Here is a 15520-nt window from a genome sequence, read left to right as displayed (position 1 = left end):
AATTATGCAAATTTTAAATCAAAATACCAAGATCAACTTTTTGAAACTTCGCAAGATAGCGATGGTTTTCTCTGCGCTTTTAATTATTGCTTCTATTAGTTCGTTAGTAATGCGTGGTCTAAATTTTGGCCTAGATTTTACTGGCGGTACATCGGTCGAAATCCAGTATGGACAAACGGCAGATTTAAGCAGTATTCGTCAGCAGCTTTCAGATGGTAATTTCAAAGGTGCTGTTGTTCAAAACTTCGGTACTTCACAAGATGTGAAAATCCGTATCCCAGATCAAGACTTTATGCCTGGCGATCAAGTTGGCGTTGCGGTGATTGATTTATTGAAGTCTAACGATGCTAGTGTTGTTGAAAAATATAAAGGTTATGTTGGTCCTGTGGTGGGTGAAGAGCTGAAAGAGCAGGGCGTATTAGCTATGATCGTGGCTTTGATCTGTATCATGATCTATGTAGCTTTACGTTTTGAGTGGAAGTTTTCACTAGGCTCGGTAGCGGCATTGGCACACGATGTCATTATTACCCTAGGCTTTTTCTCGATCACTCAGATGGAGTTTGATTTAACGGTTTTAGCGGCGCTTCTAGCTGTTATTGGCTACTCCCTAAACGATACCATTGTTGTGTTCGACAGGATACGTGAGAACTTTTTGAAAATGCGTAAAGGTACGTCCGAAGATATTATCAATAATTCTTTGAATCAAACCCTGGCAAGAACTTTAATGACATCGATAACAACTTTGTTAGTATTATTAGCATTGTTTTTCTTTGGCGGTGAAACCATCCACGCATTTGCTACAGCCTTAATTGTTGGTGTTTTTATTGGTACTTATTCATCCATTTATGTTGCAAGTATTGTTGCTTTAGCATTAGGGGTTAAGAAAGAAGATTTGATGCCGCCTGAAGTTGAAAAAGAAGGTGCTGAATTCGATCTTCCTTAGAATTCCGCGAAGAGAATCTTTTCATATTAAATTCATTCAAAAAGGCTTAGAATAAATTACTCTAAGCCTTTTTTTTAATTTTATAATAACTATGGCAGAACAAGAAAAAACAATCCCCGCAGACGTAGAAGCACTTAAGCAAGTCGAAGAAGCTTTTCTTAATAGTAAATCTTGGTTACCCGAATTTTTACAGCCTTATTGGCAGCAATTACAAGAATACCCTTGGTTGTTATTCATTGTGGTTATTGCTGCAGGTTATGTGATAGCAAAAATTGTGCAATGGGTATTTAAGAAAATTGCGAATTATGTAACCTCTAAAACTACCAATGAATTTGACGATAAGATCATTGCTATAGTATCGAAAACTGTCTTTAGTGTTATTTTCTTTATCTCTTTGATGTTGGCTGTGGATGCTTTGATCTTTGAATCAACAACTGAGAAGTTACTCAAAAGAATGGTGATGAGTATATTGGTGATTTCGGTAATGATTTCATCTTTAAAAGGTTCAAAAATTGTTCTTCAAGCTATTAGCCATAATCGAAAGCGTTTTTCTTTTATTGAAGAAAGAACATTGCCGATATTAAATATCGCTAGCCAAATTTTATTGATAGGCGCGTTTTCTTATTTTTTAATACTACTGTGGGGTAAAGATCCGACTGCTTGGCTGGCTTCAGCAGGTGTTGTTGGTATCGCTGTGGGTTTTGCAGCAAAAGACACCTTAGCCAATTTATTTGCAGGTTTTTTCATCGTGGCTGATTCACCCTATAAAATTGGCGATTATATTGTTCTCGACTCTGGTGAAAGAGGCCAGGTAACGCATGTAGGAATCCGTTCCACTCGCTTAATGACTCGTGATGATATAGAAATTACAATTCCAAATTCAGTGATGGGTAATGCTAAGATAGTTAATGAAAGTGGTGGCCCATCAGAGAAAACTCGCGTAAGACTACCTGTCGGTGTTGCTTATGATACGGATTTAGATCATGTCGTGACGGTGCTCAAAGAAGAGGCTGCAACAAATGATTTGGTCTTAAAATATCCTGAACCAAGAATTCGTGCTAAAGCTTTTGGGGCCTCGAGTGTCGATTTTCAATTGCAATTTTGGATAGATAAGCCTGAGTTTAGAGGGCGCGTAAAACATAACTTGATTTTGGCTGTCCATAAAAGATTCCGCGATGAGGGCATTGAAATTCCTTATGCCAAACAAGATCTCTATATTAAGCGAATAGATGAAGACATTTCTTAGCCTGCTTCTTTTATTGTTCTTTTTGAGTTGCTCAATAAAAGATCAAGCAACATCGCCGTCGGCGCAAGTATCCAAACATGCAGACTTTACTAGACCTAAGCAAAACTTAGTAAAAAGTATATTAATGCAAGAAGCTATAGCAGAGCCTGAGATAATAAGACCTAGCTCATTTGTTAATTGTGGTTTAAATGAAAAATCAAAAGAACTTGCAAAGTTAATTATAAGTTCTCATGGACAACAAAGGCCTGTTATAAGATGTAATAGCTTGCTATCAAAAGTGGCATCAGAACAAGCTAAAAAGCTTGCTAATGCCGGGGTAATCGATCACTTTGTAGGCGGTCCGCCAAATCAGCGCTTAGTGGCCTCCGGTTTCGATTTAGTAAAAGATAGACGAAATATGGCGAACACTGTAGAAGCTATTTTGGGAGGTGAAAAAACTGCAGATGATGCCTGGACTAGATTTCAAATGTCCTTTGGTCACAAAAGGCATTTGTTAGGTGAGCATGACATGTTTAGAGAACAAACGGAAATTGGGGTAGGCCATTATTATAAATGGCACAGTCCCCATGTTGACTATTGGGTTGTTTACTTAGCTAAGCCCAATCACCAAGAGTAATCGACTTTATATTTAACCGTTATTTTGTCATTAGCTGGAACTTTGACGTTAAAGTGGATATGTCGAGAATCTTCTTTGCTAAAATCATGCGACTTACTGCTAATTTTCCAATTCGACCATCGATATAACGTTTCTCTGATAACTATTTCTTCTGCCTTGTCTTTATGGTTTTTAAGGGTGATTTCAAAAGTCTCTGACATTGTCTTTTTAGAAGTATCAATACGATAGTCGGTTTGCTTGCGCTCACCTTTGATATCAAAAGCATTGCCCATTTTGATCAATACATCTTCATTCTTCGGTGTATGGTCAATGATGTCTTCGCCAATAAACTCCAAAGAGCCATCAGAATCCCTTTGATTAACTCTAATTCTACCGGCTGGCATAGGTATCCCCATACCATTAGACTTGTCATTTTTAAAGCGTAAATAAACATTCACGTCACTTTGCGAGTTTTTACCGTAACTTTCCCCAGTATTTAAACCGCCGTAACCATAAAATTGACTAGAGGCATCAAAAACCATTTCTTTCTTGCAGTTAATACCTTTAACTGCAGGAAATAATTCCAGTTGTTTGGTTGAGTTATTGGGTAAATCAGCAGGACGACCTAACGTATAAAGGTGATATTCAAAGAATGATTTTTCTTCAAAGCCAGCTGAGTCAGATATCTTTTCCATTGTCACTTGACGCATGGCTCTTGGAGAAGGTGATGCTTGCGCCCGGTTTACGTCACCAGCAATTAATTTTAATTTCGTATTTTCAAAACTAGCACCTGACTGATTAATAATGCTGACCCAGCCAGCTAAGTCCATTTCGCAATTATTCTTTCCAGTTTCAGAATAAGTAATATTATAATCTGACCACCAAGTCATGCCATTGGTTTGATAACTTAGTTCAATGTCTTGCTTACCAGGCTTATCTGAAAACAAAGACCAAACAAGGGTCGGCTTAGTTCTTAAGCCTCCTGGCAACTCTGGAAAACTAATATTGTGGTAGCTATTAATGCTATGGATTCCGCCGCGCGAATCTTTGATCACTAAGCCACCATCGGCGCTAATTAACTCGCCAGTTTTCTTGTGGATTTTGTCACCAATCAATTGCTCAACAGTAATGCTTTGGCCAAGGTATCTTTGTAGTAGTTTTTGTTGGCTGACTAAATCAAATTGATAGTTTTGCTCAAGCACTCTGGCATCTTGATCATCTTCAGAACGAAATTGAACTGTTGTTGGATCAAGTAAAGCAGCAACATCGGATACTTCTAAGGCGTTAACGCCTTTGCTGATGTTGTATTGACGTGTGGATTTAACCATCGCATATCCCGGAACATTATAATACCCACGGTGCTGACCTGGCACCGGTCGATAAATATCCGGTGAGATTGAACCTGGTTGAGCGCTTGAATAGATAGTAATAGCGTCTTTATCTTTTGCCATAACAACTCCTGTGGAAAAAAGGCTTAGCCCAAGAGCTGAAGCGATAGATAAGGGGAGTATATGTTTTTTCATTATGAATACCTTTAAAAAATACTTATCCCTAGTAACGACAGACTAGCCGAAAAGGGTTAATTGCGCAAAACCTAGTGCTTTAGACTAGCATTACAACAACAAAAAGCTTAGTTCATTTATGTTGTAATAAACGCTCAACCACTGTATTGGCCCATAAATCAGGCGCTTCAATCATTGGAAAATGACCTAGGTTATTTAGCCAAGTTAAATTTGAGTTTTGAGTTTCATTCTTGATAGTCGTAGCCATTTTGGCCACTGCTATAGGGTCTTCATCGGGCCAAATAATTTCTAATGGTAGTTGTGTTTGTTGTAGAGCGCCAATCCATCGGTCCCAATATTGTTTTCGTTCATAAGTATAGCGACTGATTTTTGCCAAAACATTTTTGCCTTGATTATAATTTGCCATAAACCAGATTGAGTCGAGTTCCGAATCATATAGCTGAGTTGGATCGACAAAGATCTTTCGCAAATTTTTATCCATTAATCGCTTAGAAGAAAACTTAGCGATTAAAGAACCTATTGGGCTGCGCAAAAGTTTTTGCATTAATAGCAACTTGGCTAACTCAATATGCATAGAGCCATTACAAACAGCAACTTTTTCGATGGCTACGGGAAATTCGTTAGCATTATCTCGAGCGAGTATTTCAGTTAATACACTAGTACCATAATCATGTGCTAATAAATAAGCTTTGTGTACATTAAGCTTTTGCCATAGCGTTTGAGCGATGTCCGTTTGTTCGAAAAATGAATAAGAATAATCTTTGGGCTTATCGGAAAAACCAAAACCTAGGTGATCATGAAGTATCACCCGAAAGTGTTGTTGCAAAATAGGCAAGACTTTCCAGTAATCATAAGATGAAGTAGGAAAGCCATGTAAAATACATAAAACTGGTAAGCTTTTATCGTTATCAGGCGAAGTGTCTATAACAAAAACTTTGTGGCCCTCGATTTGATGGTAAGAGCCTAATGCAAACCAGTCTTTAGCATTCATAGGTTATGTATTCTAATTGCAGTTATTTGAATTTTCTTAGAGTCATTATGACAAACTAGGAAGCTCTGACTCAACGACTAAGTCATTAAACTCACCATTAGCAATTAAATTTTGGATGGCTTCAATATCTGGACCAAAATGACGATCTTTTTCGTAATACGGTACTTTAGAGCGAATTAAATCGTACGCTTTCTGTAACAAAGGAGATGTTTTCAAAGGTGCTCTAAAGTCGATGCCTTGAACTGCGGACAGCAATTCCACGGCGATGACGCCAGCGGTATTATAGTTCATATCTTTTAAACGACGTGCTGCAAAGGTTGCCATCGAAACGTGATCTTCTTGATTTGCAGACGTTGGCAAAGAATCCACTGATGCAGGGTGGGCTAGAGTTTTATTTTCCGAGGCTAAAGCTGCTGCAGTGACTTGAGCAATCATAAAGCCAGAATTAACCCCTGAGTCTTGGACTAAAAATGCAGGTAAACCACTCAAATGTTTATCCAGCAATAAAGCTATTCTGCGCTCCACAATGGCGCCGACTTCAGAAATAACAATGGCCAATAAATCGGCAGACATAGCGACTGGTTCAGCATGAAAATTACCGCCAGAAATAATGTCACCTATTTTTTCAGCATTATCATCAGGGAATACTAAAGGGTTATCGGACACGGCATTAGCTTCGGTTAGTAATACTGATGCCGCAAAGCGCATATGATCCAATGCAGCCCCCATAACTTGTGGTTGGCAACGCAAAGAGTAGGGGTCCTGCACTTTTTCGCAGCCAAGGTGCGATTGATTGATTTCAGAATCCTTAACCAGGTTTAATAAATTAAGGGCAACTTGCTGCTGTCCTTTATGGCCTCGAACTTGATGAATTCTAGCATCAAAAGGTGCGGTTGAACCCAAAGCAGCGTCTACCGATAGTGCTCCGGCAACAATTGCCGAGGCAAAATTATTTTCTGCTCCGAACAAACCTGCTAACGCTAAAGCTGTCGAGCATTGAGTTCCATTTAATAGCGCAAGTCCTTCTTTAGCTGCAAGAGTCAATGGCTCTAAGCCAGCAATTGTTAAACCTTCTATTGCTGTCATGATTTTGCCTTGATGACGAACCTTACCAACGCCTATTAAAGTACAGCTCATATGTGCTAACGGCGCCAGATCACCAGAAGCTCCGACGGAACCTTTTTCTGGAATACAAGGGTAAACCTCGTGATTCACTAAGCTTATTAAGGCATCTACTGTTTCTCTTTTAACTCCAGAGTGGCCCTGGGCTAAACTTGAAAGTTTTAATACCATTAATAATCGAACAACTTGATCTGACAGAAGTTCGCCAATCCCAGCAGCATGCGATAGAACTAATGACTCTTGTAATAGTTCCAGCTTTTCTTTTGGAATACGAGTAGATGCCAGCAAGCCAAAGCCAGTATTAATACCATAAACCGTCTGATCATTGCTAATTACATCTGCAACTGTTTGCGCAGCTCTATCGATTAAAGGATAAAAGCTTTTATCAAGCTCAATGCGAACTGCTGACTGATAAATTGCTCGGCAATCTTTTAACGATAATGAGCCAGGAGTTAAAGTGAAATTTTTCATGTTTTTATTCTCGATAATTTAATTGTTACTGCTATCGATCATCGGCAAGTTTAAGCCTTGTTCTTTAGCGCACTTTTTAGCAATATCGTAACCTGCATCAGCGTGACGCATAACACCTGTTGCTGGGTCATTAAATAATACTCGTTCAATACGTTTATCTGCGGCTTCTGATCCATCGCAACAAATCACAACACCTGAGTGCTGCGAAAATCCCATTCCAACACCGCCACCATGATGCAGTGAAACCCAAGTGGCGCCGCCGGCAACATTTAACATAGCATTCAATAATGGCCAATCTGACACGGCATCTGAACCATCTATCATGCTTTCAGTTTCACGGTTAGGGCTGGCAACCGAGCCTGAGTCTAGATGATCGCGACCAATCACTACGGGTGCAGAAAGTTCACCATTGCGAACCATTTCATTAAATGCCAAACCTAGTTTATGTCGAAGGCCTAAACCGACCCAGCAAATACGCGCTGGCAAACCTTGAAAGCTAATACGCTCTTTAGCCATATCGAGCCAGTTATGTAAGTGTGGATCATCCGCAATAATTTCTTTTACTTTTTGATCGGTTTTATAAATATCTTCAGGATCGCCTGAAAGTGCTGCCCAACGAAATGGACCAACGCCGCGACAGAAAAGTGGGCGAATATAGGCTGGAACAAAACCTGGGAAATCAAAGGCATCGGTGACGCCTTCTTCGAGTGCCATTTGGCGAATATTGTTTCCATAGTCTACAGTTGGAATTCCTTGGTTCCAAAAGTCGAGCATGGCTTGAACTTGAATGGCCATGGACTTTTTAGATGCTTTAGTCACAAGGGCCGGATCAGTTTTAGCTTTGTCTCGCCACTCATCCATTGACCAGCCGATGGGTAGGTAACCATTAACTGGGTCATGGGCAGAAGTTTGGTCCGTTACTAAGTCAGGTTTAATTCCAAGTTTTTGCATTTCTGGGAAAATTTCAGCGGCATTACCTAATAAACCAATTGAAATAGCTTCCCCATTGTCTAGAGCTTGATTAAGCATTTGCATGGCTTCATCAATTGATGTAGCTTTTTTATCCACATAGCGAGTACGCATTCTAAAGTCGATACGGCTTTCGTCGCATTCAACCGCAATCATGCAATAACCTGCCATAGTAGCCGCTAGCGGTTGTGCGCCGCCCATGCCACCAAGTCCGCCGGTTAATACCCACTTGCCTTTGGTATTGCCATCAAAGTGTTGACGACCAGCTTCTACAAACGTTTCGTAAGTGCCTTGAACGATGCCTTGTGAACCAATATAAATCCATGAGCCGGCAGTCATTTGACCGTACATCATTAAGCCCTTTTGATCTAACTCATTAAAGTGTTCCCAATTACCCCAATGTGGAACCAAGTTTGAATTAGCAATTAACACTCTTGGCGCATCCGAATGAGTCTTAAATACACCTACAGGTTTACCAGACTGTACTAATAAAGTTTCGTCGTCATTTAAGTTTTTTAAAGATTCAACAATTTTATCATACGACTCCCAATTGCGAGCTGCGCGGCCAATGCCACCATAAACTACTAGTCCTTGTGGGTGTTCAGCCACATCAGGATCTAAGTTATTCATCAGCATACGCAGTGGCGCTTCAGTGAGCCATGATTTTGCATTTAATTTAGTGCCCGTTGGTGCATGGATAACTCGACTGGCATCAAAGCGAGAATCATTAGAATAAGACGACATGAACTTTCCTCAAAACTGTTTTTTATAATTCGGTTAATTGGTGCTTGGTTTTAAAGCGACCTGTCAGACTAAAACGGCTAGCAGGGTGATAAAGCTGACAGTAACTTACTAGAGTAGTGTCAGACCAAGTAATACGATCAATGCAAAGTACCGGCTCTAACTCTTGCAACTTTAGAGTGACTTTCATAAAAGGATCAGCTTCTTTAGCCTGAATCTCATGTTCGGCTTCGGTTAACGGAGCAACCTTTGAAAGATACACATTTGGCGTGATACTTTTATAATCTTGCTTTAAATATTCTGGCACTGCTGTTGGATTGACATAGCGCTGCTCAATTTGGATAGGCTTTCCATCTTCTTTGTGCACCATAATTGAGTGGTACACTTCATCACCTTCATTAAGTGAAAAGTGCTTTAGGAGGTGCACTGGACATGATTCTTTTTGCAGCAGAATTAGCTCATTGGAATAACTAGAACCACGATTTTGAATTTCTTCGGCAATATTTCGGATTTCTAAAAGGGGAGAGTGTAATTTTTTTGGAGCAACGAAAGTTCCCCGACCTTGAACCCTGTATAGTACGCCTTCTTCTGTTAATTCATCCAAAGCACGTCGTGCTGTCATTCTGCTGACTTTACACATTTCTACCAATTCATTTTCAGATGGAACGCGTTTATGCTCTTTCCACTGCTTGGCGTTGATGCCATTTAGAATAAAGTCTTTAACTAACTGATAGCGGGGTTCTTCTTGAGCCATTTAGTTTAATTACCTTAAACTTGCTAGATATCTCTAGTAATTACTGTAAACTGGGTTGTATATACAACCAAAAAAACAGCTGAAGATCAAGAAGAATCGCATGCAAATAGCAAAAGAAGAGATGATGATTAGTCAACTTATTGAAAAATTTGAACAACAGCAATTTAAAGGGGATGACTTTCATCACTTAGAACATCTCAAAGTAGCGTGGCATTATATTTGTAATGAGAGTTTAAGTGTTGCCAAAGAAAAATTTCATAACAATGTAATGGCTCTAGTTAAAAAACTGGGAGCAGAGAATAAATACCATCGAACTTTGACTGATTTTATGCTGGATTACTTATTTCATCTCAGGGCATATCTTGGTAGTGATTGTTGGCAGCGATTAGAAGAAGAGTCATTGTTAATTGTTAAAGACGCTAAAAAGCTCATAAGTTTCTATTACAGCGATAAAGTGATTTGGTCTGATAAGGCTAAATCAACTTATTTAGAACCAGATATACTAGCGCTTGATAGGGCCAGTTTAAAATTAACCATAGAAGAGCCAGCTGTTTTCAAATTAACAGAATATGATTCGCCACTGATTGTCTCCATTCCACACAACGGTCAACTGATTCCGCATTATGTATTAAAAACGATGTTGCCGAGCGCTTTAGATAGTAGAGATACTGATTGGTACTTATCTCAGTTATATAGTTTTCTTGACGAACTTGAAGTAACTTCGATTATTGCAAATTACTCACGCTATCTGATCGACTTAAATCGTGATTCTAGTGGCAAAGCACTATACAAAAGTGCAGATAATACGGAGTTATGTCCTACTTCAACCTTTGATTTAGAGCCCTTGTATCAAGAGGATGATCAGCCAGATGTCAAAGAAATAAAAATAAGAATGGAAACCTATTGGCAACCCTATCATCAAGAGTTACAGCGGCAGATTAGAAAAGCTAAAGACAAGTTCGGTTATGCAATTTTGTTTGAAGCTCATTCGATCGCACAAGAAGTACCTCGCTTTTTTGACGGCAAATTACCTGATTTTAATTTTGGTACTAATGATGGTAAAACAGTTGATGAGTCCTTAACTAAAGTATTGGAAAGTTTTGACATAGGGCATTATTCAAAAGTGATTAATGCTCGCTTTAAAGGCGGCTTTATTACCCGTCATTACGCTAAGCCTGAAGAAAATATATTTACCATTCAATTAGAGCTATCGCAGGCAAATTATCTTGATCAAGTTAAGAATCAAGTTTTACCTGAAGCAGCAACAAGCCTTAGCGCAAAGTTAAAGGAGTTGCTTGCCCAGTTAAAGGAGCATTCGTTTGAAACTTAAATTTTCAGATAAACACTCAAAAGATGACGATAAGTACCTTTATGAGCAACTTAAAAAACACAACTCTGAAATTATTAAAAGGGACAATGAGCCCGTATCGCTCTATTACAAGGATGAGAATGGGGAAATCATTGCAGGCTTAACGGGTAAAACTCAATGGGGCAGCTTGCTCATTGAAATCTTATGGGTACACCAAAATTATCGAAGCCGCTCGTTAGGTGCAAAGCTTTTAGCCAAAGCAGAGTCTATAGCTCAAGAAAGGAAGTGCCAAACAATGGTAGTGGAAACCATGGGTTTTCAGGCTAAAGCGTTTTATCAGAAAAATGATTTCAAAGTTTTTGGGGCAGTAGAAAATACTAATCCAAAGCTGAATTGCTTTTATATGAAAAAAGACCTGAGTTTATAATAAAAGTTTAGGTTAAAGCTTCGTTTTTAAAACTAGTACCAAACTGATAACTCAACTGGTTCGGGTGTTCAATATCCCAAAGTACCAACTCGGCTTTTTTGCCTATTTCAATAGAGCCAATCTCTTTGTCTAAACCTAATGCTTTGGCCGCATTAATGGTTACACCTTGCAACGACTCTAATGGAGTCATCTTAAATAGGGTGCAGGCCATATTCATCATCAAAATAATTGATAAGCAAGGCGAAGTACCAGGATTGTGATCGGTGGCAATTGCTATGGGCACGCCTGCATCGCGCAATGCTTGTATCGGTGGTAGTTTAGTTTCTCGTAAGAAATAAAAAGCTCCTGGCAATAAAGTCGCCACAGTGCCAGCCTTTGCCATTTGTTCAATGGATGCTTGAGACAAGTACTCCAAGTGATCTGCAGAAAGTCCATTGTATTGCGCCACTAAGGCTGCGCCGCTTTGATCGGACAATTGCTCTGCATGCAGTTTAACTTTTAAGCCATGCGCTTTAGCAGCTCGAAATACTTTTTCCGTTTGCTCATAACTAAAACCAATATTTTCACAAAAAACATCAACAGAAGTTGCTAACTTTTCATTAGCAATAACAGGAATCATTTCATCGCAAACTAGATCAATGTATCCGTCGCTATTGTCTTGATATTCTGGTGGCAGGGCGTGAGCACCAAGAAAAGTAGGGATGACTCGAATCGGAAATTCCTCTCTAAGTTTGTTAGCAACTCGTAGCATTTTCAATTCAGTCTCTAAATCCAGCCCATAACCTGACTTGATCTCTATTGTCGTGACACCTTCTTCGATTAAACATTCTAGGCGTTTTGATGCAGAATCAAACAACTCTTGAGGAGAAGCGTCTCGCGTTGCTGTAACACTTGAAATAATTCCGCCTCCGGCTTTGGCGATTTCTTCATAGGTTGCACCATTCAAACGCATCTCAAATTCATTGGCCCTATTGCCGCCATAAATAAGGTGGGTATGACAGTCTATTAAGCCTGGCAATATCCATTGACCATTGGCATTAACGGTTTCTTTGGCTGGGTACTGACTATTGACTTCACCGATATAGGCAATGATTCCATCAATTATGCCCAGAGAGCCATTATTAATAATTCCAAAGCTGTTAGTATCAGCCATAGTGGCAATGTTGACGTTGATAAGTAAAGTGTCGAATACAGTGTTATTAGGCAACTGGTCTAAATTTAATGGTGTAAAAGGTTTCGTTTCCAGCTGGCTCATATTATTATCTCGATATTAACTATTGATTCTAAAGTGCATTGCGCATGGCTAAGCAAATATTTGCAAAACACATTCTACTCGCTGAAGGCTGGGCTGAAAACGTTTTATTGACGATTGACGATTTAGGGTATATCACTGCGATCGAAGAAAAATCAACTATACGGAATGATTTTAAGGGAGAATTAATTGCAAATTCGATTATCCCTGGCATGGTCAATAACCATTCTCATGCTTTTCAGTGGGCTATGGCTGGTCTCGCCGAGCAAAGCGGTAAGGGGAGTGATAGTTTCTGGTCTTGGCGTAAAATCATGTATGATTTTGTATCTAAAATCACTCCAGATGATTTAGAAATCATTGCGACAGCACTTTATATGCAGATGCTAAAAGCTGGCTATACTTCCGTAGGTGAGTTTCACTACCTTCACCATGATGCTAATGGTGAGCACTTTTCCAACCAAGCTGAAATGTCGCAACGTATTTTCGAGGCCGCTAAGAACTCAGGAATTAATTTGACATTATTACCTGTGTTCTATCGCTATAGTGGCTTTGGAGAGCAGCCTCCCAGTGATGAGCAAAAACGCTTTATTCATACTCAAGGTGAGTATGCGCAATTACTCGATGTGATTTCTAAGTTAGCAGGGGATTATCAGCAAAATTTTGGCATAGCGCCTCATTCGTTACGCGCTGTGAACTATTCAGACATAGAATTCGCGATTAACCACCTAGATAAGTTAACTGGGCAATCGTCGATTCAGGCACCTGTTCATATTCATATCGCTGAGCAACTCAAAGAAGTGAATGATTGTTTGGCCCATTACGGTGACAGACCGGTAAACTGGTTATCAGAAAACTTTGAACTAAATAGTCGCTGGTGTTTGGTTCACGCCACACATATGAATGATAGTGAAGTAAAGAAAGTCGCTAAATCTAAAGCGGTAACTTCCATTTGCACAACCACAGAAGCGAACTTAGGTGATGGTTTTTTTGCCATGCCAGATTACAAGGCTCATTCAGGAGTCTGGGGAATTGGTAGTGATAGTCATATATCGGTGAATGCCACTGAAGAGCTGCGTTGGTTAGAGTATCAAAACCGATTAATATCGAATTCAAGAACTGTTTTCACTGATGGTGATAATAGCTCCAATGGTTATTGGTTATGGCGCAACGCTGCAAGAGGTGGCTCACAAAGTTTGGGTGGTCGTTCGGGTGAAATTGCGATTAATAAAAAAGCTGACTTTTTGGTTTTGAATAATAAGGATATAACTTTAGCAGGTAAGACAGGTAATCAACTTGTAGATGCTTATATTTTTAACCAGCAGCTAAGTGAACCTTTGGTTTCGGTTTGGGTATCAGGTAATAAGCTTGTCGAAAAATCGCAGCATGCCAACCAAGATTTGATAACTAAAAATTATCAAAGAGTAATACAAAAGCTTCTGAATTAGCTTTAAGGTAAATCATTGAGCGTATCCTCTAATTCTTTTAAATTAATGGGCTTTATTATTAATTTTGCATCTAGCGATTGGTAATTCTCATTCTCGACAATTTCGGAGTGCTTTGAAAACACTAAAAGTTTAGGCGGCATTTCTTTTGCATAATACTCAGTTTTAAAGTTAGCAAGAAAATAAGGATCTTGCGAAGAAAAGAAATTTGAATTGACGCAAACGGCGTCATAATGATTCCGACGAAGCTTCTGCAAAGTCACTTGTTTGGTAGTGGCTTTATCAACTTTTTGTGCAAATTTCTCAAGATAGCCCATTAGTATAATTCGTTCGGTTGGATCTGAGTCATATACCAATAAAGAATGCTGCGCATTTAATGCTGAGATTGAGTGATTTGCTTTTGATTTATCTTGTTTTTTTATAATAGAAACAGGAAATTCAAAACGAATTTCATTTTCTAAAAATATAAAATCACCGCCAGTTTTCTGCACTAGATGCTTACAAGCAATAAAAGAGGGGTTGTTAGTTTCAATTGATATTTGAGACCCTGGAATAAAATCAAATAAACTTTGGTGCTCTAGGACGTGCTTGAAACTTGGCGAACTTGACTCGAAGGACAATCTTAATATATGAGTTTGGTCATGAATATTATTAATATCAGCACTAATACTCAATTCAGAGTTTTTACATAACAAAGCTAGTTGTTTGATAAAAAGCTTTAAGAAACTATGGAATAGTTCTTTATCAATAAATACACTGTGTTCATCGAGCATTCCTAGAACTTTATCAAAAATGATTAGGTTATTTTCTTGCATCAAATCAGAATGATGAGCTATAACCCATGAGAATTCTTTTCGAATATCAATGAAAGACTTTTCATCACTTTTACTGGCTAGAACTGCATCGATGAAAACCTCCAAACTGGAATCCAACTTAAAAGTTTTAGACGCCATTAAGAACTCAAGGAAGCGGTTGAGCTCTAAGTTGGAATCCTCGCGAGCATATTGAATTTCTTTATGCAAGTTTGCCAGTTGGGAATTTTGTTTATAAATTTTATCAACAGCCTTGCTGGCATTGTAATAGAGGTTTTTATATTCACTAAACTTAGCGGAATCTTGATAAATGATTTTTTCGCTCTCTAAAATATTGCTAATGATCGATATGCGATTGCGCTTAACTTTTATGCTTTGATAAAGCCAAAAGCCAGAGACTATAAGAATAGTGGCTAATATAATATTAAAAATTATAGCTAACTTATTCACTATAAGTTCATTTGTAAATGAATAAGGTTGAACAAGAGCTTTGATTTGACCAATGCTTTGAGTATTGCTGGAGTTATCGCCACTATCTATATAAATATTAATCTCAGAATTTAATAATTGATTGATTATGTCTTTGCTAAACACCTTAAGTTCATCACGATTTATAACGTTTTGTGTACTGCGCTCGGCAACTAAAGCTCCTTCTTTATCATAAATACTCACGCTAATAATGACCGGATCAAAATCAATAGTTGATAACTCACGTTGCACAGCTTCGTTATCGGCCACTAACATTGGGACTTCCACTTTTGACTGCAGCATTACAAAAAGCGTATCAGTGGAGTTTTTCTGGCGGGTATTATAATTTTGTTTATTGTCGATCCATATATAAATGTTGAATAATATAAGCATGACTAATGCAAACACTGCGTATCTTAGTAATTTCCTTGTTGTGTGTTTATTCTTTAACGATT

The 15520-nt window shown here is 38.7% G+C and carries 13 protein-coding genes; 6 read left to right on the top strand and 7 right to left on the bottom strand.

Annotated elements, in window-relative coordinates; all coding sequences use genetic code 11:
• Window positions 1-4: 4 nt before the first annotated feature.
• The 3 genes from secF to GJS41_RS02465 all read left to right on the top strand — a co-directional run bounded on the left by secF (window position 5) and on the right by GJS41_RS02465 (window position 2805).
• Entirely contained in the window at window positions 5-943 is a 939-nt protein-coding gene (gene secF, locus GJS41_RS02475) for a protein translocase subunit SecF (protein ID WP_154245749.1), read from the top strand.
• A gap of 91 nt (window positions 944-1034) precedes the next feature.
• Window positions 1035-2189, top strand: coding sequence for a mechanosensitive ion channel family protein (locus GJS41_RS02470; protein WP_154245748.1), 1155 nt, complete (start codon window positions 1035-1037; stop codon window positions 2187-2189).
• Window positions 2173-2805, top strand: a complete 633-nt coding sequence (locus GJS41_RS02465; protein ID WP_154245747.1) for a CAP domain-containing protein — start codon at window positions 2173-2175, stop codon at window positions 2803-2805. Before GJS41_RS02470 ends, GJS41_RS02465 begins: the two co-directional genes overlap by 17 nt.
• Here the strand turns inward: GJS41_RS02465 and GJS41_RS02460 are convergent.
• From GJS41_RS02460 to hutC, 5 genes are all read right to left on the bottom strand, one after another.
• Window positions 2793-4235, bottom strand: a complete 1443-nt coding sequence (locus tag GJS41_RS02460) for a DUF4139 domain-containing protein (protein WP_227551234.1) — start codon at window positions 4233-4235, stop codon at window positions 2793-2795. The two genes, GJS41_RS02465 and GJS41_RS02460, sit on opposite strands and share 13 nt — an antisense overlap.
• Window positions 4236-4419: 184 nt before the next feature.
• Window positions 4420-5298: an alpha/beta fold hydrolase gene (locus GJS41_RS02455; RefSeq protein WP_154245745.1), complete on the bottom strand. Its 879-nt coding sequence runs from the start codon at window positions 5296-5298 to the stop codon at window positions 4420-4422.
• 45 nt (window positions 5299-5343) lie between these two features.
• Complete coding sequence (gene hutH, locus GJS41_RS02450; protein ID WP_154245744.1) at window positions 5344-6891, bottom strand: histidine ammonia-lyase; 1548 nt, start codon at window positions 6889-6891, stop codon at window positions 5344-5346.
• A gap of 18 nt (window positions 6892-6909) precedes the next feature.
• Window positions 6910-8604 (bottom strand): urocanate hydratase, encoded by a 1695-nt coding sequence (gene hutU, locus GJS41_RS02445; RefSeq protein ID WP_154245743.1) that lies wholly within the window; start codon window positions 8602-8604, stop codon window positions 6910-6912.
• A gap of 22 nt (window positions 8605-8626) precedes the next feature.
• A complete protein-coding gene (hutC, locus tag GJS41_RS02440; protein ID WP_154245742.1) occupies window positions 8627-9355 on the bottom strand; it encodes a histidine utilization repressor in 729 nt (242 codons plus the stop codon).
• A 100-nt stretch (window positions 9356-9455) separates the two neighbouring features.
• On the opposite strand from hutC, the gene GJS41_RS02435 reads away from it, so the two are divergent.
• A complete protein-coding gene (locus tag GJS41_RS02435; protein WP_154245741.1) occupies window positions 9456-10685 on the top strand; it encodes an N-formylglutamate amidohydrolase in 1230 nt (409 codons plus the stop codon).
• Window positions 10675-11091 (top strand): N-acetyltransferase, encoded by a 417-nt coding sequence (locus GJS41_RS02430; protein ID WP_154245740.1) that lies wholly within the window; start codon window positions 10675-10677, stop codon window positions 11089-11091. Before GJS41_RS02435 ends, GJS41_RS02430 begins: the two co-directional genes overlap by 11 nt.
• A 7-nt stretch (window positions 11092-11098) precedes the next feature.
• Here GJS41_RS02430 and hutI read toward each other — a convergent pair whose 3' ends face one another.
• On the bottom strand, window positions 11099-12346 hold the full coding sequence (hutI, locus tag GJS41_RS02425; RefSeq protein WP_154245739.1) for an imidazolonepropionase: 1248 nt from the start codon (window positions 12344-12346) through the stop codon (window positions 11099-11101).
• 44 nt (window positions 12347-12390) lie between these two features.
• Between hutI and GJS41_RS02420 the strand changes: the two genes are divergently transcribed.
• Entirely contained in the window at window positions 12391-13788 is a 1398-nt protein-coding gene (locus GJS41_RS02420; protein ID WP_154245738.1) for a formimidoylglutamate deiminase, read from the top strand.
• Window positions 13789-13790: 2 nt separating this feature from the next.
• On the opposite strand, the gene GJS41_RS02415 is transcribed toward GJS41_RS02420, so the two are convergent.
• A complete protein-coding gene (locus GJS41_RS02415) occupies window positions 13791-15368 on the bottom strand; it encodes a hypothetical protein (protein ID WP_154245737.1) in 1578 nt (525 codons plus the stop codon).
• Window positions 15369-15520: the final 152 nt, after the last annotated feature.

This window comes from Kangiella sp. HZ709 (assembly GCF_009674675.1).
Classification (GTDB): domain Bacteria; phylum Pseudomonadota; class Gammaproteobacteria; order Enterobacterales; family Kangiellaceae; genus Kangiella.
This window is presented reverse-complemented; position numbering and strand designations above follow the sequence as displayed.

Excerpts from the sequence above, each read along its gene's own strand:
- secF (WP_154245749.1), top strand. The coding sequence starts at position 5 with ATGCAAATTTTAAATCAAAATACCAAGATCAACTTTTTGAAACTTCGC.
- GJS41_RS02470 (WP_154245748.1), top strand. The coding sequence starts at position 1,035 with ATGGCAGAACAAGAAAAAACAATCCCCGCAGACGTAGAAGCACTTAAG.
- GJS41_RS02465 (WP_154245747.1), top strand. The coding sequence starts at position 2,173 with ATGAAGACATTTCTTAGCCTGCTTCTTTTATTGTTCTTTTTGAGTTGC.
- GJS41_RS02460 (WP_227551234.1), bottom strand. The coding sequence starts at position 4,235 with ATGGCAAAAGATAAAGACGCTATTACTATCTATTCAAGCGCTCAACCA.
- GJS41_RS02455 (WP_154245745.1), bottom strand. The coding sequence starts at position 5,298 with ATGAATGCTAAAGACTGGTTTGCATTAGGCTCTTACCATCAAATCGAG.
- hutH (WP_154245744.1), bottom strand. The coding sequence starts at position 6,891 with ATGAAAAATTTCACTTTAACTCCTGGCTCATTATCGTTAAAAGATTGC.
- hutU (WP_154245743.1), bottom strand. The coding sequence starts at position 8,604 with ATGTCGTCTTATTCTAATGATTCTCGCTTTGATGCCAGTCGAGTTATC.
- hutC (WP_154245742.1), bottom strand. The coding sequence starts at position 9,355 with ATGGCTCAAGAAGAACCCCGCTATCAGTTAGTTAAAGACTTTATTCTA.
- GJS41_RS02435 (WP_154245741.1), top strand. The coding sequence starts at position 9,456 with ATGCAAATAGCAAAAGAAGAGATGATGATTAGTCAACTTATTGAAAAA.
- hutI (WP_154245739.1), bottom strand. The coding sequence starts at position 12,346 with ATGAGCCAGCTGGAAACGAAACCTTTTACACCATTAAATTTAGACCAG.
- GJS41_RS02420 (WP_154245738.1), top strand. The coding sequence starts at position 12,391 with ATGGCTAAGCAAATATTTGCAAAACACATTCTACTCGCTGAAGGCTGG.
- GJS41_RS02415 (WP_154245737.1), bottom strand. The coding sequence starts at position 15,368 with ATGCTGCAGTCAAAAGTGGAAGTCCCAATGTTAGTGGCCGATAACGAA.